This window comes from Paenibacillus ihbetae, from assembly GCF_002741055.1.
GTDB lineage: Bacteria > Bacillota > Bacilli > Paenibacillales > Paenibacillaceae > Paenibacillus_AQ > Paenibacillus_AQ ihbetae.
In genome coordinates, this window is sequence record NZ_CP016809.1 from 4,998,016 (window position 1) to 5,023,534 (window position 25,519).

23 protein-coding genes and 1 tRNA gene are annotated in these 25,519 nt (G+C 52.6%); 16 read left to right on the top strand and 8 right to left on the bottom strand.

Features of this window, described 5'->3' with window-relative positions; all coding sequences use genetic code 11:
* Positions 1–135: 135 nt before the first annotated feature.
* From BBD41_RS22310 to BBD41_RS22320, 3 genes are all read right to left on the bottom strand, one after another.
* Positions 136–1,032 (bottom strand): sugar phosphate isomerase/epimerase family protein, encoded by an 897-nt coding sequence (locus BBD41_RS22310; protein WP_077567559.1) that lies wholly within the window; start codon positions 1,030–1,032, stop codon positions 136–138.
* Positions 1,033–1,096: 64 nt separating this feature from the next.
* On the bottom strand, positions 1,097–1,954 hold the full coding sequence (locus BBD41_RS22315) for a sugar phosphate isomerase/epimerase family protein (protein ID WP_007127637.1): 858 nt from the start codon (positions 1,952–1,954) through the stop codon (positions 1,097–1,099).
* Positions 1,951–3,009, bottom strand: a complete 1,059-nt coding sequence (locus tag BBD41_RS22320) for a Gfo/Idh/MocA family protein (RefSeq protein WP_077567558.1) — start codon at positions 3,007–3,009, stop codon at positions 1,951–1,953. Before BBD41_RS22320 ends, BBD41_RS22315 begins: the two co-directional genes overlap by 4 nt.
* A gap of 132 nt (positions 3,010–3,141) precedes the next feature.
* Between BBD41_RS22320 and BBD41_RS22325 the strand changes: the two genes are divergently transcribed.
* From BBD41_RS22325 to BBD41_RS22360, 8 genes are all read left to right on the top strand, one after another.
* Positions 3,142–4,014, top strand: coding sequence for an AraC family transcriptional regulator (locus BBD41_RS22325; protein WP_077567557.1), 873 nt, complete (start codon positions 3,142–3,144; stop codon positions 4,012–4,014).
* A 342-nt stretch (positions 4,015–4,356) separates the two neighbouring features.
* Complete coding sequence (locus tag BBD41_RS22330; RefSeq protein ID WP_099478763.1) at positions 4,357–6,102, top strand: glycerol-3-phosphate dehydrogenase/oxidase; 1,746 nt, start codon at positions 4,357–4,359, stop codon at positions 6,100–6,102.
* Between the two features lie 363 nt (positions 6,103–6,465).
* The gene (locus BBD41_RS22335; RefSeq protein WP_099478764.1) at positions 6,466–7,275 is read left to right on the top strand and encodes an HAD-IIA family hydrolase; all 810 of its coding nucleotides are present in this window, start codon (positions 6,466–6,468) and stop codon (positions 7,273–7,275) included.
* A 66-nt stretch (positions 7,276–7,341) separates the two neighbouring features.
* Complete coding sequence (locus BBD41_RS22340; RefSeq protein ID WP_007127642.1) at positions 7,342–7,947, top strand: glycerol-3-phosphate responsive antiterminator; 606 nt, start codon at positions 7,342–7,344, stop codon at positions 7,945–7,947.
* Between the two features lie 52 nt (positions 7,948–7,999).
* A complete protein-coding gene (locus tag BBD41_RS22345; protein WP_077567554.1) occupies positions 8,000–8,713 on the top strand; it encodes an MgtC/SapB family protein in 714 nt (237 codons plus the stop codon).
* Positions 8,714–8,865: 152 nt separating this feature from the next.
* Positions 8,866–10,560, top strand: a complete 1,695-nt coding sequence (locus BBD41_RS22350; RefSeq protein WP_099478765.1) for a spore germination protein — start codon at positions 8,866–8,868, stop codon at positions 10,558–10,560.
* 17 nt (positions 10,561–10,577) lie between these two features.
* The gene (locus BBD41_RS22355; RefSeq protein ID WP_077567552.1) at positions 10,578–11,792 is read left to right on the top strand and encodes a Ger(x)C family spore germination protein; all 1,215 of its coding nucleotides are present in this window, start codon (positions 10,578–10,580) and stop codon (positions 11,790–11,792) included.
* A gap of 14 nt (positions 11,793–11,806) precedes the next feature.
* The gene (locus BBD41_RS22360) at positions 11,807–12,949 is read left to right on the top strand and encodes a GerAB/ArcD/ProY family transporter (RefSeq protein WP_099478766.1); all 1,143 of its coding nucleotides are present in this window, start codon (positions 11,807–11,809) and stop codon (positions 12,947–12,949) included.
* On the opposite strand, the gene BBD41_RS30775 is transcribed toward BBD41_RS22360, so the two are convergent.
* Entirely contained in the window at positions 12,920–13,201 is a 282-nt protein-coding gene (locus tag BBD41_RS30775) for a YczF family membrane protein (RefSeq protein WP_077567550.1), read from the bottom strand. The two genes, BBD41_RS22360 and BBD41_RS30775, sit on opposite strands and share 30 nt — an antisense overlap.
* 244 nt (positions 13,202–13,445) lie before the next feature.
* On the opposite strand from BBD41_RS30775, the gene BBD41_RS22370 reads away from it, so the two are divergent.
* The 5 genes from BBD41_RS22370 (at position 13,446) to BBD41_RS22390 (ending at position 18,877) form a co-directional block, all read left to right on the top strand.
* Positions 13,446–13,529, top strand: a tRNA-Leu gene (locus tag BBD41_RS22370).
* A 294-nt stretch (positions 13,530–13,823) separates the two neighbouring features.
* On the top strand, positions 13,824–14,579 hold the full coding sequence (locus BBD41_RS22375; RefSeq protein WP_077567549.1) for an ABC transporter ATP-binding protein: 756 nt from the start codon (positions 13,824–13,826) through the stop codon (positions 14,577–14,579).
* Between the two features lie 34 nt (positions 14,580–14,613).
* Positions 14,614–16,590: an ABC transporter permease gene (locus tag BBD41_RS22380; protein ID WP_099478767.1), complete on the top strand. Its 1,977-nt coding sequence runs from the start codon at positions 14,614–14,616 to the stop codon at positions 16,588–16,590.
* Positions 16,591–16,629: 39 nt separating this feature from the next.
* The gene (locus BBD41_RS22385; RefSeq protein WP_099478768.1) at positions 16,630–18,282 is read left to right on the top strand and encodes a sensor histidine kinase; all 1,653 of its coding nucleotides are present in this window, start codon (positions 16,630–16,632) and stop codon (positions 18,280–18,282) included.
* Positions 18,260–18,877 (top strand): response regulator transcription factor, encoded by a 618-nt coding sequence (locus BBD41_RS22390; RefSeq protein ID WP_077567546.1) that lies wholly within the window; start codon positions 18,260–18,262, stop codon positions 18,875–18,877. Before BBD41_RS22385 ends, BBD41_RS22390 begins: the two co-directional genes overlap by 23 nt.
* Positions 18,878–19,006: 129 nt before the next feature.
* On the opposite strand, the gene BBD41_RS22395 is transcribed toward BBD41_RS22390, so the two are convergent.
* Positions 19,007–19,642, bottom strand: a complete 636-nt coding sequence (locus BBD41_RS22395; protein ID WP_077567545.1) for a LysE family translocator — start codon at positions 19,640–19,642, stop codon at positions 19,007–19,009.
* A gap of 280 nt (positions 19,643–19,922) precedes the next feature.
* On the opposite strand from BBD41_RS22395, the gene BBD41_RS22400 reads away from it, so the two are divergent.
* Positions 19,923–20,636, top strand: a complete 714-nt coding sequence (locus BBD41_RS22400) for a WD40/YVTN/BNR-like repeat-containing protein (RefSeq protein WP_099478769.1) — start codon at positions 19,923–19,925, stop codon at positions 20,634–20,636.
* 145 nt (positions 20,637–20,781) lie between these two features.
* On the opposite strand, the gene BBD41_RS22405 is transcribed toward BBD41_RS22400, so the two are convergent.
* The 3 genes from BBD41_RS22405 to BBD41_RS22415 all read right to left on the bottom strand — a co-directional run bounded on the left by BBD41_RS22405 (position 20,782) and on the right by BBD41_RS22415 (position 22,967).
* Positions 20,782–20,970, bottom strand: a complete 189-nt coding sequence (locus BBD41_RS22405; protein WP_077567543.1) for a hypothetical protein — start codon at positions 20,968–20,970, stop codon at positions 20,782–20,784.
* A 153-nt stretch (positions 20,971–21,123) separates the two neighbouring features.
* Positions 21,124–21,720, bottom strand: coding sequence for a helix-turn-helix domain-containing protein (locus BBD41_RS22410; RefSeq protein ID WP_077567542.1), 597 nt, complete (start codon positions 21,718–21,720; stop codon positions 21,124–21,126).
* Between the two features lie 326 nt (positions 21,721–22,046).
* Positions 22,047–22,967 carry an AraC family transcriptional regulator gene (locus tag BBD41_RS22415; protein WP_077567541.1) on the bottom strand — a complete coding sequence of 307 codons (921 nt, stop codon included), beginning with the start codon at positions 22,965–22,967 and terminating at the stop codon, positions 22,047–22,049.
* A gap of 171 nt (positions 22,968–23,138) precedes the next feature.
* Between BBD41_RS22415 and BBD41_RS22420 the strand changes: the two genes are divergently transcribed.
* Positions 23,139–24,014 carry a fumarylacetoacetate hydrolase family protein gene (locus BBD41_RS22420; protein ID WP_099478770.1) on the top strand — a complete coding sequence of 292 codons (876 nt, stop codon included), beginning with the start codon at positions 23,139–23,141 and terminating at the stop codon, positions 24,012–24,014.
* 25 nt (positions 24,015–24,039) lie between these two features.
* On the top strand, positions 24,040–25,506 hold the full coding sequence (gucD, locus tag BBD41_RS22425; RefSeq protein WP_077567539.1) for an alpha-ketoglutaric semialdehyde dehydrogenase GucD: 1,467 nt from the start codon (positions 24,040–24,042) through the stop codon (positions 25,504–25,506).
* The last annotated feature ends 13 nt before the right edge of the window (positions 25,507–25,519 follow it).

Consider the following 25,519-nt stretch of genomic DNA (forward strand, 5'->3'; position numbering starts at 1 on the left):
CAAACGGGGCTGTCCCAGATGCTCCCCTTACGGGATACAGGTGAAATCATACAACTGTATCCCGTAAGGGAGTAGATCATCTGCGGGACAGCCCCGTTTTTTGTCATCTATCCATTGTGAAGGATTCGTCAGGCTCTACGCACGGAACGTCTTCAGGAAGTCAACCGCCAGCTTGATGTCGGCTTCGGGATTGGCTTTCACTTCACGCTCGATCGTCAAATATCCGGTGTAGCCGATATCCTTCAAGGCTTGAAGATACGCGGGCCAATCCACGCTGCCTTCGCCGAGCGGAACTTCACGGAACTTCTCGCCGGACTCCGCCATGTCGGCAATCTTGTCATGATCAAGCGCCGGCGCTTCATAACCGAAATCTCCGTACACGTCGCGCGGATCAATAAACTCGGCCAGCTTGATACCGTCCTTCGCGTGCGTGTGGACGATGTAATCCTTCAGATTATAGACGCCTTGGACAGGATCATCGCCGGTCACCATCACCATATTGGCCGGGTCAAAGTTCACGGACACCCCGTTCGAGCCAAGACCGTCCAGGAAGGACTTGAGATGGGCGGAAGGCTCCGGCCCCGTCTCGATGGCAAAGAACGCGTTCATGGATTTGGCGAACGTGCTAAGCTCGAGGCAGGCATTGTGCATCGTCTCGTATACGCGGCTGTTGCGGTCCTCCGGCACGATGCCAATGTGGGTGGTCACGATATTGGTGCCAAGCTCAAGACCCAGCTCCATGATGCGTTTCGACTTCTCGATTTTGGCTGCGTTTTCGGCCGGATCCTGGAATCCATGGCCCCCCAGATCTCCCACCAGCGCCGAGATTTCAAGGCCCAAGGATTCGATATAATCCTTCAGCTCCTTGCGTGCGGACGCGGACAGATTGGCCGGATCCATCTCTCCATGGACAGCATAGATCTGAACACCGTCGGCACCGACATTTTTCGCCTTGACCAATCCTTCTCTTACGCCAACCCGAAAGCTGTCAACAATAACGCCGATTTTGTTCGGCATGATAGGCTTCGACATCGTTAAAACTCCTCCCTCAATCTTTCTCGTCAATCGGTTCCATAAGAATCAAAAACGCCAAGGATCAGCTTTCGTTCCACACTTTGCGTACATACTCCAGGCCCAGCTTGGTTCCGGTCCGGCAATCCTCCATGCCTTCGAACTCTATGGAGATGTAGCCGTCATAACCGGATTCCTTCACGATGCGAATCACTTCAGGAATCTTGATGTCGCCTTGGCCGACAATGGCACCGCGAAGCCAGTTGCCGCTCGAAGTGTTAAACCAGCCTCCGCCTGGCGGACGGCTAGCCGGACGGTAATAGAAATCCTTGAAATGCACCATGGAAGCAAGGCCGATATTGTTCTTCACGGCTACCGTGGATTCCTCATCCGCACACATGAAGTTGCCGACGTCCAGCGTCGTCTTGAAGTTAGGATGGTTAACGGTTTGTACAAGCGCTTTCACCCGGTCGCTGTGCTGAATGAAATATCCGTGGTTCTCTACGCTGGTAATAATGCCGCGCTCGGCTGCATAATCCGCGATGATCCGGCAGGCATTGGCAAGGCGAGGAAGCTCCTCGATAAAATGAACGAGCGACAAGTCCTTGGACGTTGCCACGTCATGGCGCATCCGCTTTACGCCCAGGGCTGCCGCGATATCGACCTCGCTTTTGACGCGCTCGATCTCTGCCTCGTAGGCGGCATCATCGAGCTCGGCGAAGTTCGCGCCGATCGCATAGTTGGAGAGCTCAAGTCCTTTGGCAGCGGCATGGGACTTAATCGTATCGATGAGCTCCGGATTTTCTTTTAAATTGAATCCGAGAGGCACGATTTCAATATGCTCACCGCCGATTTCGGCAATGTAGTCGATCACGTCCGTTATCGTCATTTCACCTTTGTTCATGGCCTGGTACAGGCTGTACGAGCTTACTCCAAGTTTCATAACTGAACTTCAGCTCCTTTTTCGGCGGATTCATAGATACCGCACAGAATCTTCATAATCTCCACACCGTCTTCCACCGGGCTGAGCGGCTGGGTTCCATTCTGAATGCTTGCGATAAAGTGGTTGACCTCACTCTGGAAGGCGGAATCGAAGTTAAAGCCCTTGTGGTCCGTTTGAGGCTGGATGTTGATGATCGTGTCATGCTTCTCGGTGACAATGACAACCTCCGGATCGATCTCGAAACCGCCCTTGTCGCCATATAGCTTGACAGACTGCTGATTTTCCTTCGAATGCAGCGTAAAGCTGACATCAACGAGCATCGAGGCGCCGTTCTCAAATCGGATCATCGCATTTGCCATATCTTCGACCGTATTCTTCTCCGCATCGTAGTCTGCAGCTTTGTAGAAGGACAGATTCCGGACATTGGAGCGGTTGCCCAGCTTTCGGTATGTATTGGCGCTGACAGCCACCGGCTTCGGACGGCCCATCATGTACCAGCACAGATCAATGACGTGAACACCGATATCGATCAGCGGCCCGCCGCCCGAACGTTCGATGTCGGAGAACCAACCGCCCGGATTTCCGAGTCTGCGGATCGAAGAGGCTTTCGCGAAATAAATGTCCCCGAACTCGCCTTTGTCCGCGAACTCGCGCAGCATTTGAGCATTCGGATCATAGCGTCTGACAAAGCCGACTTGAAGCAGCTTGCCGGAGGATTTCACCGCTTCCTGAACGCGCAGCGCTTCCTCGACCGTGCGGCACAGCGGCTTCTCAACGAGTACATGCTTGCCGGCGTTAAGTGCGGCGATGCTGATCTCGGCATGGGTATTGTTCCAGGTGCAGATGCTTACCGCATCGATCTCGGGATCGGCCAGCAGCTCGCGATAATCTGTAAATACTTTGGCAGCGCCGTACTTTTCAGCTGCAAGTCGTGCGCGATCTTCATTTAAATCACATACCGCGAGCAGATTCGCGTTCGCATGTTTTTGATAGGATTGCAAATGCATAGCAGAGATCGAACCAGTTCCAATGACCCCAACATTAATTGATTCCATGATTTCACTCCTCTGAATTTACTGCATTACACTTCTGTATTATAATGCTTCTAAGGAAAGACACCATGATAAACCGTGCTTTTTGTTTGTACGATCGTGCTGTCTTGATCAAGTTCAAAGGAGACCAGAGCATTGGACCATACACTGCGGGAACCGATGACGATGCCGGACCCCCAATTTCCGATCAAGGTTCATCTCTGCCAGTTCGAGGGCAGGGGACAGGTCATGTTCAACCGCCACTATCATGAGCATCTGGAAATTTTGTATTTTGTCACCGGGGAAGCGATGCTGGAGTGTGGTTCCTCCACCTTGCATGCTCGGGAAGGCGATTTGATTGTCATTAATCGCAATGAGCTTCACTATGGGATCAGCCAATCTGATCATTTGTTCTATTATGCGTTAATCGTGGACTTCTCACTGCTCCAAAGCCATTCCTTGGACGCGCCGGAGATGAAATTCATTACGCCGATTACCCAAAATCGGCTGGTATTCGCCAACCGGGTAAACGGAGATGACGTCCTTTCGTCCATGCTGGCGATCATCCAAGAGCTGGAGCAACGGGAATTCGGATATGAGCTCGCCATTAAATCCGAGCTGTACCGCTTGCTTACGCTCCTCTTGAGAGGCTATGTTGCAACCGTTCTCACCCAGGATGAATATGTGGAGCGGATGAAGAACGTGGAGCGCTTTGCCCCGATTTTCAAATACATTGAGGAGCATTACAAGGAGGAGCTGTCGGTCGAGCTGTTATCCGGAATGGCCGGTCTCAGCCGATATCATTTCAGCCGGTTGTTTAAAGAGCTGAGCGGAAGAACCGTAACGGAATATGTTAACGAGACCAGGATTAATAAAGCGGATTACCTGCTGCGAAGCAGCCCGCTTACCGTCTCCGAGATTGCGGTAGCGACGGGGTTCAAGGATATTTATTATTTCAGCCGCATCTTCAAGAAATATAAACGGCTGGCCCCTTCCTTTTTAAGAAAAAACAGTGCTGTTTCTCATTGATCCGTCATATGCTGATCCATGTGCAGGCTGGTCATACCCCGTGCCGTTGTATCATAGGATAAGAACTGTAGACATAAGGATCAATGCGTCCTATAATGAGTATCATTATATTAAATGCATAAGCGGGCGGAGATCATGGAGGACCCTTTTGCTTTGGATGCGTATGACGTGCGCATTTTGGGCAGAAGCGGTCCTTTTTAGGTATCGGAATGTATAAGCTTCGGAGCATCTGCTGCCTGATATCGCAGGAAAAGCCTGCCGGTAAACGTGATGTTTCTTCTTTAAAGCACGTCGATGGACGTTTTTCTTTTCTCAAGGCGTTGGAAAAAGAGGTGATTGACGGTGAACGATGGGTTATCCGCAAAGCTGCGGGGGCAATATTTGCAGGATATGGAGAGGGGCAAGCTGGATGTTCTGGTCATCGGCGGCGGCATAACGGGCGCCGGGATTGCCTGGGACGCCAGCAACCGCGGAATGAAGGCCGGCTTGGTGGAGATGAATGATTTCGCCTCCGGAGCAAGCGGCAAATCCGCCAAGGTGATTCATGGCGGATTAATATATCTCAGACAAGGGAAGCTTCGCTTTGTTCGCGAGTCTTGTACCGAGCGGGCATTGCTGCGCCGCTGCGCCCCACATTTGGTGAAACCGCTTCCAGTCCTGCTGCCGATTTATAGACATCGGCCCGGCAGTTACTTGGCGAGCTCCATCCGGTTATTTGCGTATGATCGGCTTGCCGGTGCGAAGGCTGGCCGACGGGGAAGGATGTACCGGCGGGAACAAACGCTCTCCTTGGAAAATCTGCTGAATTCGGATGCGTTAAAAGGGGCGGCGTACTGCCGTGAATACCGGGCTGACGATGCGAGACTGACGCTTGAGGTGCTAAAGGCTGCCCGGATGAAGGGCGCGCTGATGGTCAATTATGCAAAAGTGTTGGGCTTTATCTACCGGAGCGGGAGGGTTGCAGGCGTTCAGGTTGAGGATCGCTTAACCGGAATCCGCTATCCGATCCTGGCCCGCCAAATTGTGAATGCCGCCGGTCCGTGGGCGGATCAGATCAGGCAAATGGACAACTCGCTGGCCAGTGAGCAGCTGCTATTGACCAAGGGGGTGCATCTCGTGGTCGATTATAACAAACTCCCTGTTCGGCAGGCTGTTTGTTTCGATGGTCCCGGAGGCAGAAGGATTTTTGTCATCCCGAAGGAGCCCAAGACCTGCATCGGCATGACCGGGACCCCGTATCAAGGGAGTGTCGAGACGCCGGATATAACGGACGAGGATACGCGGTATGCGTTGGATACCGTCAATGGCTTGTTCCCCGGAATCCGCCTGAAGCAGGAGGATATCGAAGCAGGCTGGTGCGGATTAAGCGCGATGTTCAAGCCGGAGAACGGACAGTCGCCCGACATGACCGGGAAGGATGGCATTCTGATATCCGAATCGGGGTTGATCACAGCGAGGCCTGGAAATCTAACCGGGTTTCGCAAGAGGGCGATGTCCGTAGTAGACCTTGTGGCTAAGCACATCCAAGATGAGGATGGCACCATCTATCCTCCCTGCATGACCGACCGGACGCCAATCAGCGGAGGGGACTTGAACGGTCTCAGTTATAAAAGGTTCAAGGAAATGATGCTCGAACAGGGTGCCCTTCAAGGAATTGGAGCGGACCCAATGCGAAGGCTCATATCGAGATACGGGTCGAACGCGAAGAGGCTGCTGGATATTTACCTGGCTTCATCAACGGAGGAAAGGGATGAATATAAGCTGCTGCGGGCAGAGCTGATCTATTCGATCGAGCATGAAATGACCGCGGCCGCCGAAGATTTCCTGATGCGGCGAACCGGCTGGGTATGGTTTGAGCGGGAGACGGCCGAGCGGATGATCGCTCCCGTCTTGCAGATCATGGGCGAGCTGCTGGACTGGGACGAAGAAGAGCGGAGCAGGCAGTGGCGTTTGCTTGAAGACCAGCTTCAGATGGCTTGGGGGCTTGGAGGAGGCAGTCTGCTGGAGCGTTTGCCCTTTGACCATGACCATCATCCCGCAGAGCTGACCCATCCGGATGAAGCTGCGGAACAGTTAACGCAAACTTAGCGGCTGCCATTATCGGCATGTGAGCCAACGGATCCGCATGATTGACTTGTCAAATGGAATAAGTGGTTGTAGTATAAAGCTATCTATTATAGAGCTGGGCGGAGATGATGAGAAGCCCTTTGCATAACGGAATCATTCATTTTGCATGAATGAGTGTCTTGCTATGCAGAGGAGCTTCTCATTTTTTTATGGGCGAACTTAGCCCTCCGGCTCCTTCAGCTAGTGGTTTCGGCAAGGACTAACCGGCCGCGCCGGAACATATGAATACTAAACCGAATGGCGGCTTTCGCGTTAGGAGCTTCACGAATTCGGAACGGTGAAGATATCAAAATTCCAAGATTGAACATGCAGAGGAGATCGAGTATGGATCATTTTTCAGGGTATATCTTTGACTTGGATGGCACGATTTATTTAGGACCGGAAGCGATCGAGGGGGCCGTAGAGACCGTACGTTATTTGCAGGGCTTGAATAAGCGCTTGCTGTTTCTGACGAACAAAACGATCGATTCCCGCGAAAATTATTTAAAAAAACTGGGGAAGCTCGGGATCCGGGTGGAGCTGGATAACATTTTGAATCCCGCACTCGTAACGATTCATTATTTGCACAAGCATCATCCGGAGGCGAAGGTTTATGTCATCGGCGAGCCGATACTAAAACAGGAGCTGCTGGATAACGGGATTACGTTTGCATCTGCACCGGAAGAGACGGACGTCGTTGTCGTGTCCTGGGATCGGGACTTTCATTATAAGCATCTGGATTTTGCTTACCAATCGATTAAGAGAGGCGCGGCCGTTATCGCTACGCATCCGGATCGCACATGCCCGATGCCGGGCGGCGATATTCCTGATTGCGGCGGCATGATCGGGGCTATTGAAGGCACGACCGGCATGAAAATTTCGACCGTCATGGGCAAACCCTCCGTCTTGACGGCGTTGACGGCACTTGATATTTTGGGAGTTAAGGCTGAAGAGTGCCTCATGACGGGAGATCGCCTGGAAACCGATATTCGAATGGGCAATCAGGCCGGGATGAGCACAGCGTTGGTGCTTACGGGCGTCTCAACGCCGGAGGATTTGAAAGACAGCGATGTGAAGCCGACCTATATTCTGAATTCGGTCCACGACATCTACCGCAGCCGTGCCGTGAAAGAGGCCAATGAAGCGGGTAATTAAGGTACAAAAAATAAGCCCGGGCAGCTGGAGAACCGGAGATGCTGCCCATGGCAACGAGGTGAAGACATGAGAACAAGTGTAGAAGGCGCGCAGCGGATTACGTACTGCTTGAAGCGCAAACCGATCATTACTTCTTTGATGAATGCTGACGAGCTCCCCTCCGTGCTCGCAACCGAATCGAACATCGTATTTATTTTGAGGACCGATATATTCAATATCGAGTCGATCGTAGAGCAAATCCAGGAGGCCGGGAAGCTGTCCTTTGTTCACTTCGATCTGATCGAAGGGATCGGAAAGGATCGGGCGGGCGTGACGTATTTGGCTGAAAAGGTAGGCATCGACGGCATTGTAACCACGAAGAATACGATCATTGTCGAGGCCAAAAAGCTTGGCCTGCTGACCGTTCAGCGATTATTCGTGTTTGATTCCGTTTCGCTGGACAACGGAATCAAGATGATAAAGGCATCGAATCCGGATGCCATTGAAGTGCTGCCGGGCATGGTATGCGAGCGGATTATGGACCGGATCCGGGCTGAAGTCGATGTGCCCGTCATTGCGGGCGGATTAATGATTGATTTGGAGGATTTCGATACGGCCCTGAAGAGCGGCGTCATCGGGATATCGACCTCCAGTAAGGAACTATGGCGCTGGCAGGATGAGCATATGCAATAAGAGCCGCCAGCGAGGGGATAATAGAACGGTTGCTGATGAGGAGTGAACGAAAATGTACGATATTTCACTGGATATGCAAACGATGCTGATGCGGCTGCTGTTTGCAGCTCTGCTTGGCGGACTGATCGGTTGGGAACGGGAGCGCAGAAATAAGCAGGCTGGACTGAAAACCCATCTGTTGGTTGCCGTAGGATCAACCCTCATCATGTTGACCTCCATTTACGGATTTGACTCCTTGCTTATCAATCATCCCAATGCCAGATTCGACCCTGCGCGGCTTGCGGCGCAGGTGGTAAGCGGCATCGGCTTCCTTGGCGCGGGCGCTATCCTGCGGCGTTCCAACCATATTATCTCGGGCCTAACGACGGCAGCAACGTTATGGGTCGCTGCTGCCATCGGGCTTAGCGTGGGCTCCGGGTTTTACTGGCCGGCTGTCGTTACGACTGCCATCGTGCTGATCAGTACGCTTGTGCTGAACAAGCTGGAATCCCGGTTTTTGTTCATTAAGAAGTCGGGGAGCCTGAAGATCATGATTGAAGCGGGCGACCGGCCCGTGCAGGTCAGCATCATTACGGATCTGCTTCAAAAGGCGAACATGACCGTCCAGGGCATGATCGTCAATAATGATTCCGCTGATGATGATTCAACCAAGGTGACGATGGAATTTCGGGTCTATTCATTTAACAGCAAAGGCATTGATGCTTTATTCGAGCAGCTGTGGCAGGTCGAGGGGATCAAGCAGGTGCGGATGAATTGGCGGGATTAGTCCGCTTTTAACCGAAAATAGCATCTCAGACGAGTTTTACCCAGGAGCCGTACAATTGTACGGCTCCTTTTCATTATCAACTTCGCATGAAAAAGGAATGTAAAGCAAATAATGGAGGATAACTCGAGCTTTGCATGCTGGGAGGAAACGAAATGCTACGCTACCGGTCTCGCGGCCGCCGCTTCACCCGGGGGAAGGAAGCGCCGGGGCAGGGAGATTCCCGGACAGCTCCGGGAATCCAGCCGGCCGACCATTTACAGGAGCATCTGGACCGCATCCGCAATGAACTTGGGAACAGCCCGGATATCATTTTCCGCCAATTGAAGCTTGGGGGAGCGTCCGAGGCCAATTGCGCCATCGTCTATTTGAACGGGCTCAGTGATCCGGAGAAGATCAACCACGATGTGATGGAATCGCTGCTGCAACTGGACAAGGAGTTCCTGCAGAACGTGGAGCGCAGCCCGGCCGATGTTCTGGATATGGTGATGAAAGACGGGTTGGCCACGGGCGAATCCAGGATAAGTGCGGATTGGAACGAAGCGATGCTGGCGATCTTGTCGGGGGACACGGTCATCCTGTTTGAGGGGGCGGATCGCATCATTATCGCAGGCACTCAGGGCGGGCAATGGAGATCGGTAACCGAGCCGACCTCGCAGCTGGTCGTCCGCGGCCCGAAGGACAGCTTCGTGGAGTCCATTGCAACCAATATTTCACTCATCCGGCGGAGATTGAAATCTTCTCAGCTAAGGCTGGAAACGATGAAGATCGGATCGGTCACCCATACCCACGTAGCTATCATGTATGTCAAGGAGAAGGCGGATCCCGGGATTGTCAGGGAGATCAAGGACAGGCTGAACCGGATTGAAATTGAAGGGATATTAGAGTCGGCCTATATTGAAGAATTCATTCAAGACAAGACGATCACCCCGTTTCCAACCATATATAATACGGAGCGCCCTGACGATGCGACGAGCAAGCTGCTGGAGGGCCGAATCGTCGTCTTGGTGGACGGAACCCCTTTTGTGCTGGTGCTTCCAACGGTATTTGCCCATTTCTTTCAATCTCCTGAGGATTATGCGCAGCGTTTCGACATTGCGATCGTTATGAGGCTCGTACGCTATATCGGCTTTATTATTTTGGTTCTTGGCCCGTCTGTCTATATCGCGTTAACAACGTTCCACTATGAAATGGTACCGACGCAGCTGCTGATCAGTCTGGTTGCCCAACGTGAAGGCGTCCCCTTTCCGGCCTTTATCGAAGCGATGCTCATGGAGGTCGTGTTCGAGATATTGCGGGAAGCCGGCGTCAGAATGCCGCGAGCGATCGGGCAAACGGTGTCGGTAGTCGGTGCGCTCATCCTTGGACAAGCCGTCGTGGAAGCGGGCCTGATTACACCAGCTATGGTTATCGTTGTGGCATTGACAGGTATTGCTAGCTTCACGCTTCCGGCCTACAACCTGTCCATCGCTGGCCGGCTGATCCGATTCGGCTTCATGGTTCTCTCCGGCATGTTCGGCTTCTATGGGTTGACTCTGGGCGTCATCGTGCTGATTGCGCACATGAACAGTCTTCGATCCTTCGGCGTGCCCTTCATGTCGCCAATCAGCCCATTCCGTCTCAGGAATCAGAAGGACGCGATCATCCGATTACCCTTTCAGCCGCTGCAATCCCAAGCCGCGGAGGCTTCAACGGGACCCGGAGCGGCATCGAAGAATGACGCTTCCACGGCTGAAGACTCGGATGGGAGAATGGACGGGGCGGGGCAGCAAGGCTCCGATGGCAAAATCAATTCGGGCAGCAGGCAGCACACGGCTGCGAACGGAGCTGGAGGAAATCGTAACGCATGATGGGAGCGAAATGAGATATGCGCAGACATCAACGGCTATTCATGCTGATCATATGCTGCTGTCTGGGCCTGCTAAGCGGCTGCTGGGATGTGGTTGAGCTGAATAAGCGTGCCATTGTCGCCGGGATCGGCGTGGATTGGAAGGAAGAGGAGAAGGAGTATCTCGTTTCCTTCCAGACGGTCATTGCCGATGAAATTTCGGGAAAGGCCGGCAGAGGAGCGACCCCTACATCCATATATAAGGCATCAGGGAAGAGTGTGGTCGAAGCGATGCGGAATGCTTCCCGCAAAGTCCCACGTATCATTTCGCTCGCCCATACCGGCCTGATCATCATCTCGGATCGCGTGGCGAGAGAGGGCATTATCGATCTTTTCGACTACCTGGACAGAGACTCGGATATCCGGCTGAATGCCGAAGTATTGATTGCAACGCAAGGACAAAGCGCGGAGGATGTCGTATCCGCATTGACGCCGATCGGAAAAATCACGGCCTTTGCGCTCGAGCAGAAGATCGATATAACGTCGGGACAGCTTGGGGAGAATTTCCGGATCGAGGTGGATGATGTAATCCGCGGATTGCTTTCGCCGGGAGGCGGGCCTGTGGTGAACGGAGTGATGATTGAAGGAAGCGTCGATAAGGTGTCCAAGATGGAAACCTTAAAAAACGCGAAAATCGAAGGATTGGCGGTCATCTCCCAAATGGCGGTTTTTAAAGGGGACCGTCTTGTGAGCTGGTTAAACGCCGATGAATCCCGGGGCATCGTTTGGATCCGAAATAAGATGAAAATCACGCCGATCCATTTGAAGTTACAGGATCAAGATGGAGAACTTTCGCTTGAAGTTATGCGGTCCAAAACAAGGCTGCGCGCAGACCTGCAGGATCCTGCGAACCCGGTTATTCACATTCACGTGGAGCCGAATTTCTCGATTCGTGAAGTAAACAGCGCGATTGACCTTCGTAATCCGGCAACGATGAAGCTCCTGGAGGATGCAGCTTCGAAGGAAGTTGCTCGTATTTTGGAGCTAGCCGTTCGTAAGAGCAAGGAAGTGAATAGCGATATTTTGGGGTTTGGTCAGGCAGTGGAGCGGTCCGATCCGTCCGCTTGGCGAACTATGAAGCATCGATGGGATCAGCTCTTTCCCCGGGTGCAAGTGAAGTACCATGTGAAATCGGTGATACGAAATTCCCAGATGAGGGATCGTTCCGTTCTATTTAAGATCCACAACCAATGAAGGGGGAGAGTCTAATGGAAAAGGTGAAAATCAGCCCATTTCAATTCTTCTCGATATTGGTTCTGTTTCAGTTCGGCACGACGCTTGTCGTGAATTTGGGACTTGAGGCAGGCCGGGATGCTTGGATAGCGGTGCTCATTGGAATGGTGATCGGGATGCTGGTCTTCTCCTTGAATGCCTACTTGTACACGGCATTTCCCGACAAACAGCCGGTAGAGTATTACCGATTATTGCTCGGGAAATATGTCGGCAGCCTTGTAGGACTAGTCTATGCCGTCTTTTATATGTTCTCCGCGTCTCGGGATCTCGTGGACGGAGGATTGCTGGTCATGGCGTCCGCAGCGTTGAGGGAAACGCCGCTTCTGATCGTAAATCTGCTCATGATCATGGCGGTGGCCTATGTGCTGCATCAGGGATTGGAGGTGCTGGCACGGACGGCCACGATCTTTTTGGTGATCATGTTTTTAATCGGCTTGTTCAGCGGGATCGTGATTCTTTTTTCCGGGATCATTGACCTTCAGCTCCTGCTTCCTGTTATGGGCGAGGGATATCAGCCGATTTTGCAATCGGTGCTCAAGAAGAATATTCATTTTCCATTTGGCGAGCTCATCTGTGCGACGGTCATATTTCCGGCGGTTAACCATACCAAAAATGGGGTGAGGGCAGGTCTGCTGGCGATCTTGGTTACAGGTGTCATCTTGGCTCATGTGTCGTTGATTACGATCTCAGTACTAGGGGCGGATATTACCGAACGGGCGGTATTTCCGCTCCTGACCATGATGGGGAAGGTGGAAATTTCGGAGTTTATCGAGCGGACGCAAATCCTGATCGTGATGGTTCTGATCATCGGCGTTTTCTTTAAAATCAGCCTATATTATTATGCGGCTTTGATCAGTTCCTCCATATTGTTCAATATCCCGTACCGGAAATTAATTTATCCCTATGCGCTGGTCATACTCGGCATCTCCATTATCCTTGCCCGCTCGTACAGCGAGCATCTAATGAAAGGGGGAGCCTACCTGTATAAGGTCTTCCCGTTCTATTCGATAGGGTTACCGCTGCTGCTCGTGATCTTGTGTTTGATCCGCAAAGCCATTCTTGGAAGGCGTTCCGCCTCTTCTCACGGCTCAGGCTCCGGTCCCCCCTCCGGATCCTGAATCCGATTCCCCGGATCCTTTAGGAGCTTTCGTTTCCTGCTTCCTCTTGCGAAGGCTGCGATAGAGGTCCGGGATAACCAGTAGAGCGAGCAGCAGGAGGACCGTGATCTTTTCAACAGGAGAGAAGAGCGTAAACCGCCAATTAATGATAAAGTTGTACCACGGAAAGCCGAAGAGAATGTCCGTAAGGATCGTTATCGCCAGACATAATACCGCGGTTAATAACGTGATTGAATATTTTTTCAGGAGCATGCGACTCCCCTGCCTTTCTTCTTAGGAGATGGTGTGGAACAGCTTCTTTTATTCCCTATCCTGTTATAGTATGGGGGGGAGGGAGGTTAAACATACCGAAGCGGGAGAACCGGCCTGCAGAGCCGCAAAATGGATGCAGACCTATGCTTTCGACATTTTTTTTAAAAAAATGCTTGCTTTTTAACTTCAGTCGTTATATACTCTTAATTACGGTGATCACAACGAGTTGATAACCCGATCATATGCGGTCGTGGCGGAATTGGCAGACGCGCACGGTTCAGGTCCGTGTGGGCTAACCCCCGTGGAGGTTCGAGTCCTCTCGACCGCATTCATGCAACAGCGAATAAGCTCTTGAATTTGTCCTTGCGGCAATTCAAGAGCTTTTTTGTATATCTGGGCTTTTCAAAAAGCCCCTACTCACTTGAGTTGATAGCGGAACATAACCGGTTACAGCTTAAACCATAAACGAACGCTCACTTAAAAGCGGCATATTTTTTCGTCCATTCAGGTATCGACGGAGTAGAATTGCGAGCTGAAAATGTGCGTTTTTTACTCATGTCCTTTTGCTTCGAATCCTTTACACTCGGAACTGCATAATTCGACAAGAGGAAAGGGGATTCTCATGCAAGCACAAGCTATCCTTCATGCCAAGGAAGTCTCCAAAATTTACGGTGAGCAGCAAAGGCCGGCACTTGACCGCGTGTCTTTCGACGCTTACTCGGGGGATTTTATCGGGATCATGGGAGCATCCGGCTCCGGCAAAACGACGCTGCTAAACGTCCTGTCCACGATTGACAAGCCAACCGGGGGAGAGATCGTGATTGGCGGCGTCAACGTCAATCAGTTGGACGATACCCGAGCTGCCGATTTTCGAAGCGGCCATCTGGGCTTTATTTTTCAGGAATACTTTTTACTGGACAGTCTGACCGTCTATGAAAATATCGCCGTTCCTCTCACCCTGCTAGGCTGGGCGCCGGACAAGATCGAGGCGTCGGTGAGCGCCCTGGCCGAGCGGTTCGGCATCGCTACGCAGCTCTCCAAATATCCGGGAGACCTGTCCGGCGGACAACGGCAGCGGGTTGCCGCGGCACGAGCGATTGTCAAAAGACCGGCGATCCTGTTTGCGGACGAGCCGACGGGGGCTCTCGACTCCAGCTCGGCCACGGAGCTGCTTCGCACCTTGAGCGAAGCGAACGACCAGCTCGGGACGACGATCCTGATGGTGACCCATGACGCTTACGCCGCCAGCTTCTCCAAGCGGATCATGATTTTTAAGGACGGGCGGATTCAAACGCAGCTGCGTCGTGACGACGCGGATCGGCGGGAATTTTACGAAATGATCATGGAGCAGGTGGCCGCAATCGATGAGAATCGATGACGCACATCCTAGCAGCGCCAGAAAGGAGATATGCATGAGTCTGTTTGCCATAGCCTTTAAAAACGTTAAGAAGAACGTTTCGTTTTATTTTTTGTATCTGGTATCGGTCGCCTTTATTCTTACTGTATTCTTCAGCTTCGTATCGTTCTCGATGAACGGCGTGATGCTGGCCAAAATTTCGGAGGACGGCCGGGTAGAGACAATGAGCCGCACCATCGCTGTGTTTCTGATGGCCTTCGTACTTTTTTACATGTCCTATTCCAATCAATTTTTTATGAAAAGACGGATGCGCGAGCTGGGAATTTACGCGCTGCTCGGTTATCGGAAATCGGCGATGCTAAAGCTGCTGGCATTTGAAAACGTACTGATCTGCCTGTTGTCGCTCGTCGTCGGGATCGTTTTGGGCGCGGCGGCCCATCAGGGAATCGTGTCGGGGGTCGTAGGGCTGCTCGACCTGAGTATTGACAGATCCGCGGTTCCGTTCCTGAACGGCAAAGCTGTCTTATTCAGCGTCCTGTTCGTCATCGGCGTCATTGCAGCCTTGTCCATCTCCAATTGGCGGCTGCTTCGGAAAACGACCTTATTGCACATGGTGAGGCTGGAGAAGAGCGGCGAGAAGAAAATGAAAATCCGCCCCGTTTCCGCCGTTATAGGCCTGATTCTTATGGTCAGCGGCGATGTGCTTGCGCTCGATTCGCGGCGCGGCAAGGAGTCCGTGTGGTCGAAGATCGGCGTCAGCCCGATCGGTTTGCTGATGACTGGACTGATCGTTTGCGGCACAGCGCTGTTCGTATATTCTTTCCTGCCTTACGTGATGCAGAAGCTCAAACAGCGGGAACGGCTCCTGTACCGGGAGATCAGCATCGTCGCAATCCCGAAGTTCATGAACCGTATTCGTACCAATGCCAAGACGTTAATCATGCTCTCCCTGTTGTCGGCCGCTACGCTTGGCGTGTTCGGATCGACCGTCTTGACCAGCTATTATCCGGTCGCTGCCCTCACCCGTATCATTCCGTCGGCGCTCGAATTCAAGATAGAACGGCCGGAACAGGCCGAGCAGGCGATTCTGGCTTTGAACCGGACTGTCGGCGAGGGCGGGTTTCAATCGAAAATTACCGAGCTGATCAAAGCCGGATCGACCACGGCTTCACTGCCACCGGAATATTCCCTGGCGAAGGAGAAGGGCCGGGAGCCCGGTTTCGAGCTGATGTCATCATCGGATTACGCAAGCTTGCTGAAGCAGCAGGGCAAGAAAACCAAGGATTTGCTCTTGGACGACAAGGAGGCAATTTTGGTAAAATACCGGCCTGATCCAAAGCGGCAGCACGTTGGCGAAATCTACAGCCTGAGCCTTGCGGACAACCGGACCGTGGATGTTACTGTGAAAAGGATTACTTTGGACAATCCGATTGGCTTTAACAACAGCGTGGGGACGCTGATCGTATCCGACGGCGTCTTCCGGCAATTTGCCGACAGCGGTCTGCCTGTTACGCGCGTCATGAGCATCGATGGTCCGGGATTGCGCGACAGCAAGGAAGCGTATGAGGCGCTGCGGCCGGTGCTCGGGGACAATCCGTATTTTGCGAGCGTCTATGCCCGGACTTATGAAATAACGTATTCAAACAGCTCGACCTTCTTGCTGCTCGGGTTTTTAACGGTGCTGTTCTTTATCGCTTCCGGCAGCATTTTATATTTCCATAATATTTCGGCCGTGACCTATGATCACGATGATTACACGATCCTGAGCAAGATGGGCTACAGCCGGAAAAAACTCAAAAAACTGATTCACCGGCAGATCCTGGTGCTGTATTCGATCCCGTTCATACTCGGTCTGGCGCACAGCATTTGCGGCCTGTTCTGCTATAAAGCGCTGCTGATGGACGATGTGCTCGGGCAAAGCTCGAAGTTCATCCTGCCGATTGCGCTGGCCCTGTCCATCTCTGTCTTCATTTATCTAATTTATTATGTTGTGACCAAACGTTCCTGCTACCGGATTGCCTTGAAGAATTAAGTTGGTTACGATGGAGGTAATGCAAGAGGAGGGAAGCCGATGCAAAAAATAGAGCGAGTTTATTTGGGGTATCAGCTCATCCTGCTCTTTAATCAACTGCTGATCATCGCCTATTTCGGCTATGAATCGGTTGGTGGCCATGCGCTGCAGGCTTCCGATCTGTTTCTGCTCGGCTTCTCCACGCTGATTGTCATGGACGCCATCTATATCGGGGCGATGAATTTAAAGAACAGCAGGATGTTGGCACGGTTTTCGGGACTTTTGCTGCTGGTCGCTTGGTTTTTTTTATGGTCGGCGGACGGGCAGGGGATGGCTCAAACCCTATTGTCCTTCGCAGGCCCGGTCGTCTTCTATTCGACGGTCCGTTTCGGGCTGGCTTTTCTGTTTCAGGATTCCGCGTATAAGCTGCAAAGGCAAACAGATGCGATTTTGAAAATCAGCCTTGCCTTGGCGCTGCTTGTCAGAGGTTTCGGCGAGTCCTGGTCGGCCCTGATGTACCTAGCGCAGCTGCTGTTGGGAACGGTCATCTGTCTTTATCTGTTATGGATGCATCGCAGCCGTGTTCTGTTCGTGCTGAAAAATGAACGTAAACCTTTAGTGGCTTCGGTTTCTCTAGGAGTCGTTTTATTTACCGGCTATGTCCTGCAGTTCGGCCACGACTCGGCATATCTTTCCAATTCGGGTGCGTTTTTGCTGCTGTTTCTGCCGCTGTTCAGCATTCACGGCATCGCCTTCCGCAGCCGCAAGGAAATGCCTGCCTTGCACTTGTTGGGCAGCGCTGCATCAGGAATCTTCCTTGCGGCTCTCGTCGCAATGCTGTCCGCGGCCGGCTGGGCCCTGCGCTGGAATATCGCCGAAGTCTTCCTTGTCATTCACTGTGCGCTGGCGCTTCTGCTGCTTTACGGGATTCTGCGATTCGCCGGTGTCAACCGTCGGGGAGCAATGAATGCAGAAGCAGCAACGCTTGCCGCCGAGGGCTTCTACGTCCGTTCGCTGCGGCAGTTGAAGCGGGAGGAGCAGCTGCGGCGGGATTTCGCCAATTATCTCCACGATGAAGTGCTGCAGGATCTGCTTGCGGTCAAAAATCTGCTGCATAAGTCCGATAACCCGGAGGTGCGCCGGATAATCGCCGAAACGCTGGATGATTTAAACATCTCGATCCGCCACCGGATGCAGGAATATCATCCGCCGCTGCTCGGCCGGTTGACGCTCCGGGAAAATGTGCAGAAAATGCTTGATCGAATCCGGCAGACGCATCCCATGAAGGCGTGGACGATCGAGTTCGACTGTGACGACAAGCTGTTTTTGGTTGAACCGTACAATCTGATCGTTTACCGGTTCATCAAGGAGCTGGCAACCAATGCATTCAAGCATTCGCAGGGTTCGCGCCTCAAGGTTGCGCTGACGCAGGAACGGGAAGATGTGAAACTGATCGTCGAGGACGATGGTATAGGTCTCCTGCTTCCCGCCCCAGAGCATGTTGAGAAGAAGGGGGGGCAGGGCCGGGACGGGGAGGATCTAACGCCATTCTCCGGCGACGGCCGGCACAAGGGCCTCGCTTCGATCCGGGAGCAGGCTGCGCTGATCGGCGGGACGCTGAAGCTGGAACGGACTTTGCCGTCCGGCTTGCGGGTAACGATTGGCTTTGCCATGAAGGGGGAGGATTCTTATGCGCATTTTATTGATCGATGATCATGCGTTGTTTGCGAAAAGCCTGGAGATTGCTCTGGAAGGGGCTCCGGAGATCGAGCGGCTCTGGACGCTGGCTGACGTGAAGCGGGCGGCTTGGGAAATCCGCGAAAATCGGCCCGATCTCGTCCTGGTCGATGTCAATCTGAGCAATATCAGCGATGAAGATGGCCTGATGCTGGCCAAGCGGATCGTGCAGGATATTCCCGGAACCGCCGTCGTAATCTTGACCGGTTACGATTTGCCAGTATACCGATTTGAAGCGCAAAAGATTGGAGCCAAAGGGTTCATCAATAAAAATATTGAGCCGGACAAATTGCTGACCATTTTGCAGCAAATCCACGTCGGCCACTCCTACTTCCCTTCCAGCGGGGATGGCATCGAATATATCGAAGAGCTGACAGATAGTGAGCGGACTATTCTCCAGTGGCTAAGCGATGGATACAAGCGGAAAGAGATCGCAGACAGGCTGCATATCAGCGAACGAACCGTATCCAACCACCTGCAGCATATCTTCGACAAGCTGGATGTCACGTCATCCCTGGAAGCAGTTTCTAAAGGGACGAAGCTCGGGTATGTCAAGCCGGGCTATAAGTGAAAAAGCTTCTAACCGGCCGATGATGCCGGTTAGGAGCTTTTTTTTGCAATAAAGTGAGGCCCAGACCAGAGATCCAATAATTGCCGGCACCGTGCACTTAAGCACCTTGATAGGGAACCGGCGCTTCCATTACTGTCTTTGGAATGCTACCTTTAGGCCCAGTCCAATGTAGATCGCTCCAACGAATTTGCCGCTCCACCGGCTTAGGCATCTGATCCATGGCGACCGTTTAACCATTTTTCCAAGCGAAGAGACGCTTAATACAATCGCGGTTGTATACAAGATGCTTAAAATCACAAAGATCAATCCCAGGACTAAGAACTGCCCGACCGCTTCACCGCGTTCGTGATGAATAAATTGAGGCAGGAATGCCAGAAAGAATAATGCCGTCTTTGGATTGAGAAGCTCTGCGACTGTTGCCGAAGCATAGGATTTCAGGGAGCCTGCCGATTCAACCTTGGGCATTTGCGGTTCGGAGGGCTTGCTTAGGATTGCGCGAATCCCTAGGTATAGCAAGTAGGCTGCGCCTGCAAATTTAACAACATTGAAGGCAAGTGCAGAAGTCATCAATATTGCGGAAAGACCTACCGTTGCAAATAAGGTATGAAGGAAATCCCCGGTAGCGATCCCGAGTCCAGCCATAATGCCTCCTTTTCTCCCGTTCTGAACGGTGCGGGTAATGGTGAGCAGAACGGCGGGTCCCGGGATCAAAAACAGTCCGAGAACAACGAGGATGTAAGTCGTTAACGTCGGAAAATCGAGCATGTTAAACTCCCCCTTTATGATTTCCAAGTGATATTTTTTCGTGACTCAAACCATCTGTCCCTATATTAGGGTCAGATGATTTAGATGGCAACCAGGTGAATCGGTAATCATGCTGCTCTTGGAACTAATCGGATGAGCAGCTTTTTCTGTTCCGTTTTATGGGGTGTTGGCATTATACTTATAGTAATGAATGGTCTTGGAGCTGGCGACAGGATGTCGCCGTTCCATCATGGATAGATGGACAGTAGGGAGAATGGACCGGAAAGGGGGAGAGGTCGACATGGCAAACGTACGAAAGCGGTTCGGTACATGGTTGTTGCTGGCCGTCTTGCTGTCCGTAACGGCCGGCTGTGAAGCGCCGGATTCGGGGAGCAGCGTTGTCGCTCCGGCTCCCGTATCGCTTGCGCAGACCCATGACGGAAAGCGCGGCGATTCGGGCGAATCGGCATCCGGCGGGAAATCCTCGAATACGGATCAGGCCGAGGGGAATCCATCCGGCACTGCCGGTCAGGGGTCAAGCAGCACAGCAGATGGAAAAAGCAGGGGAGAAGTGGATCTTACGGATGTTACGGCCATGTGGCTTATCAATCACCAGGCAGGGTGGATTGGGGGAGACGGATGGATTGCCTTCAGTGATGACGGCGGAACCGACTGGGAAGTGCAGGCTTACCCCGAGGAGACGGTTCGACAAATCTTCGCTTTGAACGCAAACCACGTATGGGCCGTGATGGAGAACAATGATTTATATCAGTCGACGGACGGGGGACAGATCTGGAACAAGATCGGCAGGACGCCGAATGGGGGATTTCTTCATTTCGTATCGCCGGACACGGGGTTCAGCGGATCGGCGAGAACGGAAGACGGCGGGAAAACCTGGGGGGAATTCGAGGGGCCGGACACGACCCGGAAACCGGAAGACTTGCGGGAGCCGTTGATTGGTTGGCGGAACCCGAAGCATCAGCAGGATCTTTACCGTCACGGTGATTGGCTGTAATCTAGAAGACGATCGGGGGCCAGACAGGAATCCCCTTCGATGTAAAACAAGCAGGTCCGGGAAAGAGAAGCACTCTTATCCCGGCCTGCTTGTTTGGTTTTATTATATATCTTAGCTGCTGTGGATGTTTCAACCGGGACTTCGCTCAGGGCAGTTCCTTGAACAGAATTCGGCAGCTGAGCCATATGCCTCCTGCAATGCCGAGAATACCGCCGGCGGCTACGCTGATGACCAGATCATAGGAGTGCCACCCCAGCAAAAAACCGATGCCGCTGCCGAACGTCGTACCTGCCAGCAAACCCAGCGCCGCGCCGTTCCTCTGATTTACGCTCATCCAGATCATCACCTCAACCACAATATTCCCAGTTAACGCCATAAAGATGCCCGCAAGAAGAAAAAAGCCCGGCGCACCTTAATCCGATAAGGTCGCGCGGAGCGGTTGATGAAGAGCTTATAGATCCTTTACGAGTGCATTTCCGTTCATGTTTTACGAATGTTTGTTCAGGATGCAGTCTGCAAACAGGACCGACTTTGGTATGCGGAAAAATTGCTCCGCTTTCTCCTGAAATGCTGCCGACGGAACGGTTCCTTGATGCAGCCATTTGCGGAATGTGCCGGGGTGCACGCCGATCCAGCGGCTGACATCGCTTACCGATAAATCGTGCACCATGCATAGGCCCGTCAGAATCCGGTTGCTGACCGGGGAGCGTGTCAACGTCCGCTTCATAAAGCGCGACGGTGAAGGCTGACAGATAAGCGGGGACTGCTCGAGCAGTTCCTCCCGGAACAAAATATGACGGGGATAGCCGAGGTAACTGCAGGCTTTCTCCAGATTTTGCTTTCCCGGTACGCGTCCCTCGTATACCCAAGCACTTACGCTGCGCGATGAAACTCCCAATTCTTCGGCAAGCTGAGAGAGTTTGATATCATTGGCCATCAGAATGGCAAGGAGGACGCGGTTGCGAATTTGGCAGCGGGTCGGCCTCCGAAAGCGCTTGACTCGCACGCCTTTCCCCAAATATTTACGATTGATCAGGGACCACGCCTCAATGGAGTGTTTTTCTTGCTGCAATGGTGTAGGCATAATTCCTCCGATTTTTTTTAACACAATACTACAATATTCGACACTAACTTTTCAATAGCCAACGTCTAAACATTTGTTTCCATTTCGTTGTTACATAATCAACGTGTACTGCGACAGACCTGTGAAAGAAGTGCTTGCCGTACCCAGAAACACGCCGCTGGAGTATGAATCCGACAACGTTAAAGTGATGATTCTCGTCGACTCAACGAATATCAAATGATCTGTATCTCGTAGGGTGTACAGTTGGCTGCAAAGCTTAAATGTTTCATTAGACTTGTCAATGCCTAACAAAAAACCTGCCGCCGGCCGGTTCTATTCGCAATGGTTCAATAATCCGGATGATCCGGGCCGGCTGCCGATGGCTGCTGGGAATGGATGCGGAACTCGCTTGGTGCGATGCCGGTCCACCGCTTGAATTGGCGGCTGAAATGCGCATTGGTCTTATACCCCAGCATCATCGCAATATGGTCAATGCTTAGGTCTGTTTGCTTCAACAACCGCTGGGCCTCATTCAGGAGGGTTTCGGATAGAAACTTGCGCGGTGCTCTGCCGTATACCTGCCGAAAAATCCGATTAACCTGCGACGGACTAAGGTTCAGCGACTTGGCGATGTCTTGGATCCAGGTTCGCTCGGTCTCCTGAATTTCACCGTGAAGATGAATATATCTTACGGAGTCCTCGATTTGCTCGGCGATCTGACGCGCGATGGATTCTTTTCTGGATAAGGTGATGGATGTGGTCTGAGACAGCTGTCCGACCAGGGAGCCGAGCAGTTCGAATACGGCGGCATGGACCCTCATCTGTTTGGAGGCCGGCAGCGGGCTGGATAAGTGCTCTGTGGCCAGATTGTACAGTGTAGACAGAGAAGAAGACAGTCCCTGGGCTAAAGCCGAATCTGCCGGATAATAAATGTCCTTGCAGCGGTTGAGTTCTCTGCAAAAGGATGTATCGTGAACGCTGAAATGAACGGAGAAGTAAGTGAAACCCTGCGGACCGGCACACGTGCAGGAATGTGTCATGCCGGGGCGAATGAACAACAAGTCTCCAACGGACTGCTTGTACAGCTGTCCATTGACCACCATATTCATCTCGCCGTCCATCATCCAATGAATTTCGTACATGGAATGCTCGTGGGACGGATAAGTCCAGCGGGAATCCACTTTTCTTGCATGCAGCCCCAATAATTGAAAAGACATGCGAACATCGGGCAGACGACCTAAATATGCGGCTTCGGAAAGCTTGGTCACAGCAAACCTCCTCGGTATGTCCTGTATCCCGGTAACGGTTAGACTCATCTTAACAGAAAAATTATGCGTGAAAAGGGTAAATCGTCGTAGAGATTAGCGCATCGTCATGGACGATCGGTGGTGCTATGGTAGTAATATCAACCCGATGGGGAAGAAATGGGGGCAAGCTGAATGCGAATTATTCGGTTTCTAGACAGGAAACAGAAGCGGCTGGCAGCCGTTACGGATGATGATAGAGCCTATCGTCTGCCGCAGCCGGATTTTATGACTTTGATCCATCAAGCCAGGGAGCGCGGGATCTCTCCTGTTCAATTGGTTGAAAGCGCTTTTAGTCCGGCGAATGAGCTGGCTGGTGATTGGACTTCTCTGCACCTTGTCACGCCACTGGACGCGCCGGAAGTATGGGCGGCGGGTGTTACGTATCAACGAAGCCGCGAAGCACGTAATTATGAAGCTACGGATGGAAGACTGGATGCGGAGACATTTTACGATAAAGTCTATGACGCTGAGCGGCCGGAAATCTTTTTCAAATCCACAGCCGCCCGCACCATCGGACCGAACGAGGCCGTCACGCTGCGCAGCGATTCCACATGGCAGATTCCAGAGCCTGAGCTGGGATTGGTGCTTGGCGCAGATGGCAGCATTGTGGGATACATCGTCGGCAATGACATGAGCTGCCGCGATATCGAAGGGGAGAACCCGCTGTACCTGCCGCAAGCAAAAATATGGCGCAAATCCTGCTCCATCGGACCGGCCATCCGGCTTGCGGAAACGGTGCAGAATCCATATGCATTCAGCATCGTCTGCGAGATTTACCGCGAGGGGCGCATGGTGGTTAAGAGCGAGGCCAGTACGAGTGAATTAAACCGAAAGCTGGATGAACTGGTCTCCTTCCTGGCAAAGGACAATGATTTGTTTGACGGTACGGTGCTTTTGACAGGCACAAGCATTGTGCCGCCTAATGATTTTACGCTTGAGCCCGGAGACCGGATTGAAATAACCATTGGTGGAATCGGTACGCTGGTGAACCCTGTTTTATCAAATTAGTTTTTAATAAGGAGGGCGTATTTCCATGACGGCATTTCAAAGAGAGCAAGTATACAGGAACTATATCAACGGAGAATGGGTGAAGGCTGCGTCCGGAGAATCCGAACCCAGCATCAATCCGGCAAACCGGAATGAGGTAGTCGGTTATGTACCGGTTTCCGGTATAGCGGATCTGAACCGTGCTGTCGCAGCGGCCAAAGCAGCAGGCCGAGCCTGGCGGCGATTAACCGGCGCGGAACGCGGCAATGTTCTGTACAAGGCGGCGAATGTGTTGGAACGCCGGGTCGACGAGGTCGCCGAGGCGATGACGAGGGAAATGGGCAAAACGCTTGCAGAAGCTAAGGGAGAGACGATGCGCGGCGTCGCGATCCTAAGGTATTACGCCGGCGAAGGGATGCGAAAAATCGGTGATGTCATTCCTTCGACGGACAGCGAAGCGCTGATGTTTACGACCCGTGTACCGCTTGGCGTCGTGGGCGTCATTGCCCCATGGAATTTTCCCGTAGCGATTCCGATTTGGAAGACGGCCCCGGCTTTGATATACGGCAATACCGTTGTGTTAAAGCCGGCGCAGGAAACGGCGGTCACGGCAGCCAAAATCATGGAATGCTTTGAGGAGGCGGGAATTCCGGCAGGCGTTCTCAATCTTGTATGCGGCAGAGGTTCGGTGATCGGATCTGCGCTTGCCGAGCATCCGGATGTCAACGGGATAACGTTCACAGGTTCCAACGAAGTCGGAAAACGGGTCGGCACCGCCGCTTTGGGGCGGGGAGCCAAGTATCAGCTTGAAATGGGCGGCAAAAATCCGATCATTATCGCGGCAGATGCGGACCTGGACTTGGCAGTCGAGGCGACCATCAGCGGCGGCTTGAAATCCACCGGCCAAAAATGCACCGCCACCAGCCGGGTCATCATTGAGCGGAAAGTATATGAAGCTTTTAAAGAAAAGCTCCTGTCGCAAATCCGGGAGATCCGGTTGGGGGACGGCATGTCTTCCGAAAGCTGGATGGGACCGTGCGCGAACGAAGGACAGCTCGTAACGGTGCTGAACTATATTCAAAAAGGGCAGGATGAAGGCGCCGTGCTACTGACCGGCGGAAAAAGAGCGGACGGTCCAGGACTTGAAGAGGGATTCTATGTCCAGCCGACCGTATTTGAGGGGGTCGAACCGCATATGTCCATAGCCCGGGAAGAAATCTTCGGCCCTGTGCTTGCATTGATCGCGGTGGATTCCCTGGAGGAAGCCATAGAGACGGCGAATGACAGCGACTTTGGTTTGAGTGCCTCCATCTATACGCAAAATGTCGGCGCTATGCTGTCTTTCATCCGGGATATGGATGCCGGATTGGTCAGGATCAATGCGGAAACGGCCGGCGTAGAGCTGCAGGCTCCGTTCGGCGGAATGAAAATGTCGAGCTCGCATTCCAGGGAACAGGGGCAAGCGGCCATCGAGTTTTTCACTTCCATCAAAACGGTTTTCGTTAAGTCTTAGGCGGCGGGAGGGT

Coding starts and splice junctions, on each gene's coding strand:
- BBD41_RS22310 (WP_077567559.1), bottom strand. CDS start 1,032: ATGTCGAAGCCTATCATGCCGAACAAAATCGGCGTTATTGTTGACAGC.
- BBD41_RS22315 (WP_007127637.1), bottom strand. CDS start 1,954: ATGAAACTTGGAGTAAGCTCGTACAGCCTGTACCAGGCCATGAACAAA.
- BBD41_RS22320 (WP_077567558.1), bottom strand. CDS start 3,009: ATGGAATCAATTAATGTTGGGGTCATTGGAACTGGTTCGATCTCTGCT.
- BBD41_RS22335 (WP_099478764.1), top strand. CDS start 6,466: ATGGATCATTTTTCAGGGTATATCTTTGACTTGGATGGCACGATTTAT.
- BBD41_RS22340 (WP_007127642.1), top strand. CDS start 7,342: ATGAGAACAAGTGTAGAAGGCGCGCAGCGGATTACGTACTGCTTGAAG.
- BBD41_RS22345 (WP_077567554.1), top strand. CDS start 8,000: ATGTACGATATTTCACTGGATATGCAAACGATGCTGATGCGGCTGCTG.
- BBD41_RS22350 (WP_099478765.1), top strand. CDS start 8,866: ATGCTACGCTACCGGTCTCGCGGCCGCCGCTTCACCCGGGGGAAGGAA.
- BBD41_RS22355 (WP_077567552.1), top strand. CDS start 10,578: ATGCGCAGACATCAACGGCTATTCATGCTGATCATATGCTGCTGTCTG.
- BBD41_RS22360 (WP_099478766.1), top strand. CDS start 11,807: ATGGAAAAGGTGAAAATCAGCCCATTTCAATTCTTCTCGATATTGGTT.
- BBD41_RS30775 (WP_077567550.1), bottom strand. CDS start 13,201: ATGCTCCTGAAAAAATATTCAATCACGTTATTAACCGCGGTATTATGT.
- BBD41_RS22375 (WP_077567549.1), top strand. CDS start 13,824: ATGCAAGCACAAGCTATCCTTCATGCCAAGGAAGTCTCCAAAATTTAC.
- BBD41_RS22380 (WP_099478767.1), top strand. CDS start 14,614: ATGAGTCTGTTTGCCATAGCCTTTAAAAACGTTAAGAAGAACGTTTCG.
- BBD41_RS22385 (WP_099478768.1), top strand. CDS start 16,630: ATGCAAAAAATAGAGCGAGTTTATTTGGGGTATCAGCTCATCCTGCTC.
- BBD41_RS22390 (WP_077567546.1), top strand. CDS start 18,260: ATGCGCATTTTATTGATCGATGATCATGCGTTGTTTGCGAAAAGCCTG.
- BBD41_RS22395 (WP_077567545.1), bottom strand. CDS start 19,642: ATGCTCGATTTTCCGACGTTAACGACTTACATCCTCGTTGTTCTCGGA.
- BBD41_RS22400 (WP_099478769.1), top strand. CDS start 19,923: ATGGCAAACGTACGAAAGCGGTTCGGTACATGGTTGTTGCTGGCCGTC.
- BBD41_RS22405 (WP_077567543.1), bottom strand. CDS start 20,970: ATGAGCGTAAATCAGAGGAACGGCGCGGCGCTGGGTTTGCTGGCAGGT.
- BBD41_RS22410 (WP_077567542.1), bottom strand. CDS start 21,720: ATGCCTACACCATTGCAGCAAGAAAAACACTCCATTGAGGCGTGGTCC.
- BBD41_RS22420 (WP_099478770.1), top strand. CDS start 23,139: ATGCGAATTATTCGGTTTCTAGACAGGAAACAGAAGCGGCTGGCAGCC.
- gucD (WP_077567539.1), top strand. CDS start 24,040: ATGACGGCATTTCAAAGAGAGCAAGTATACAGGAACTATATCAACGGA.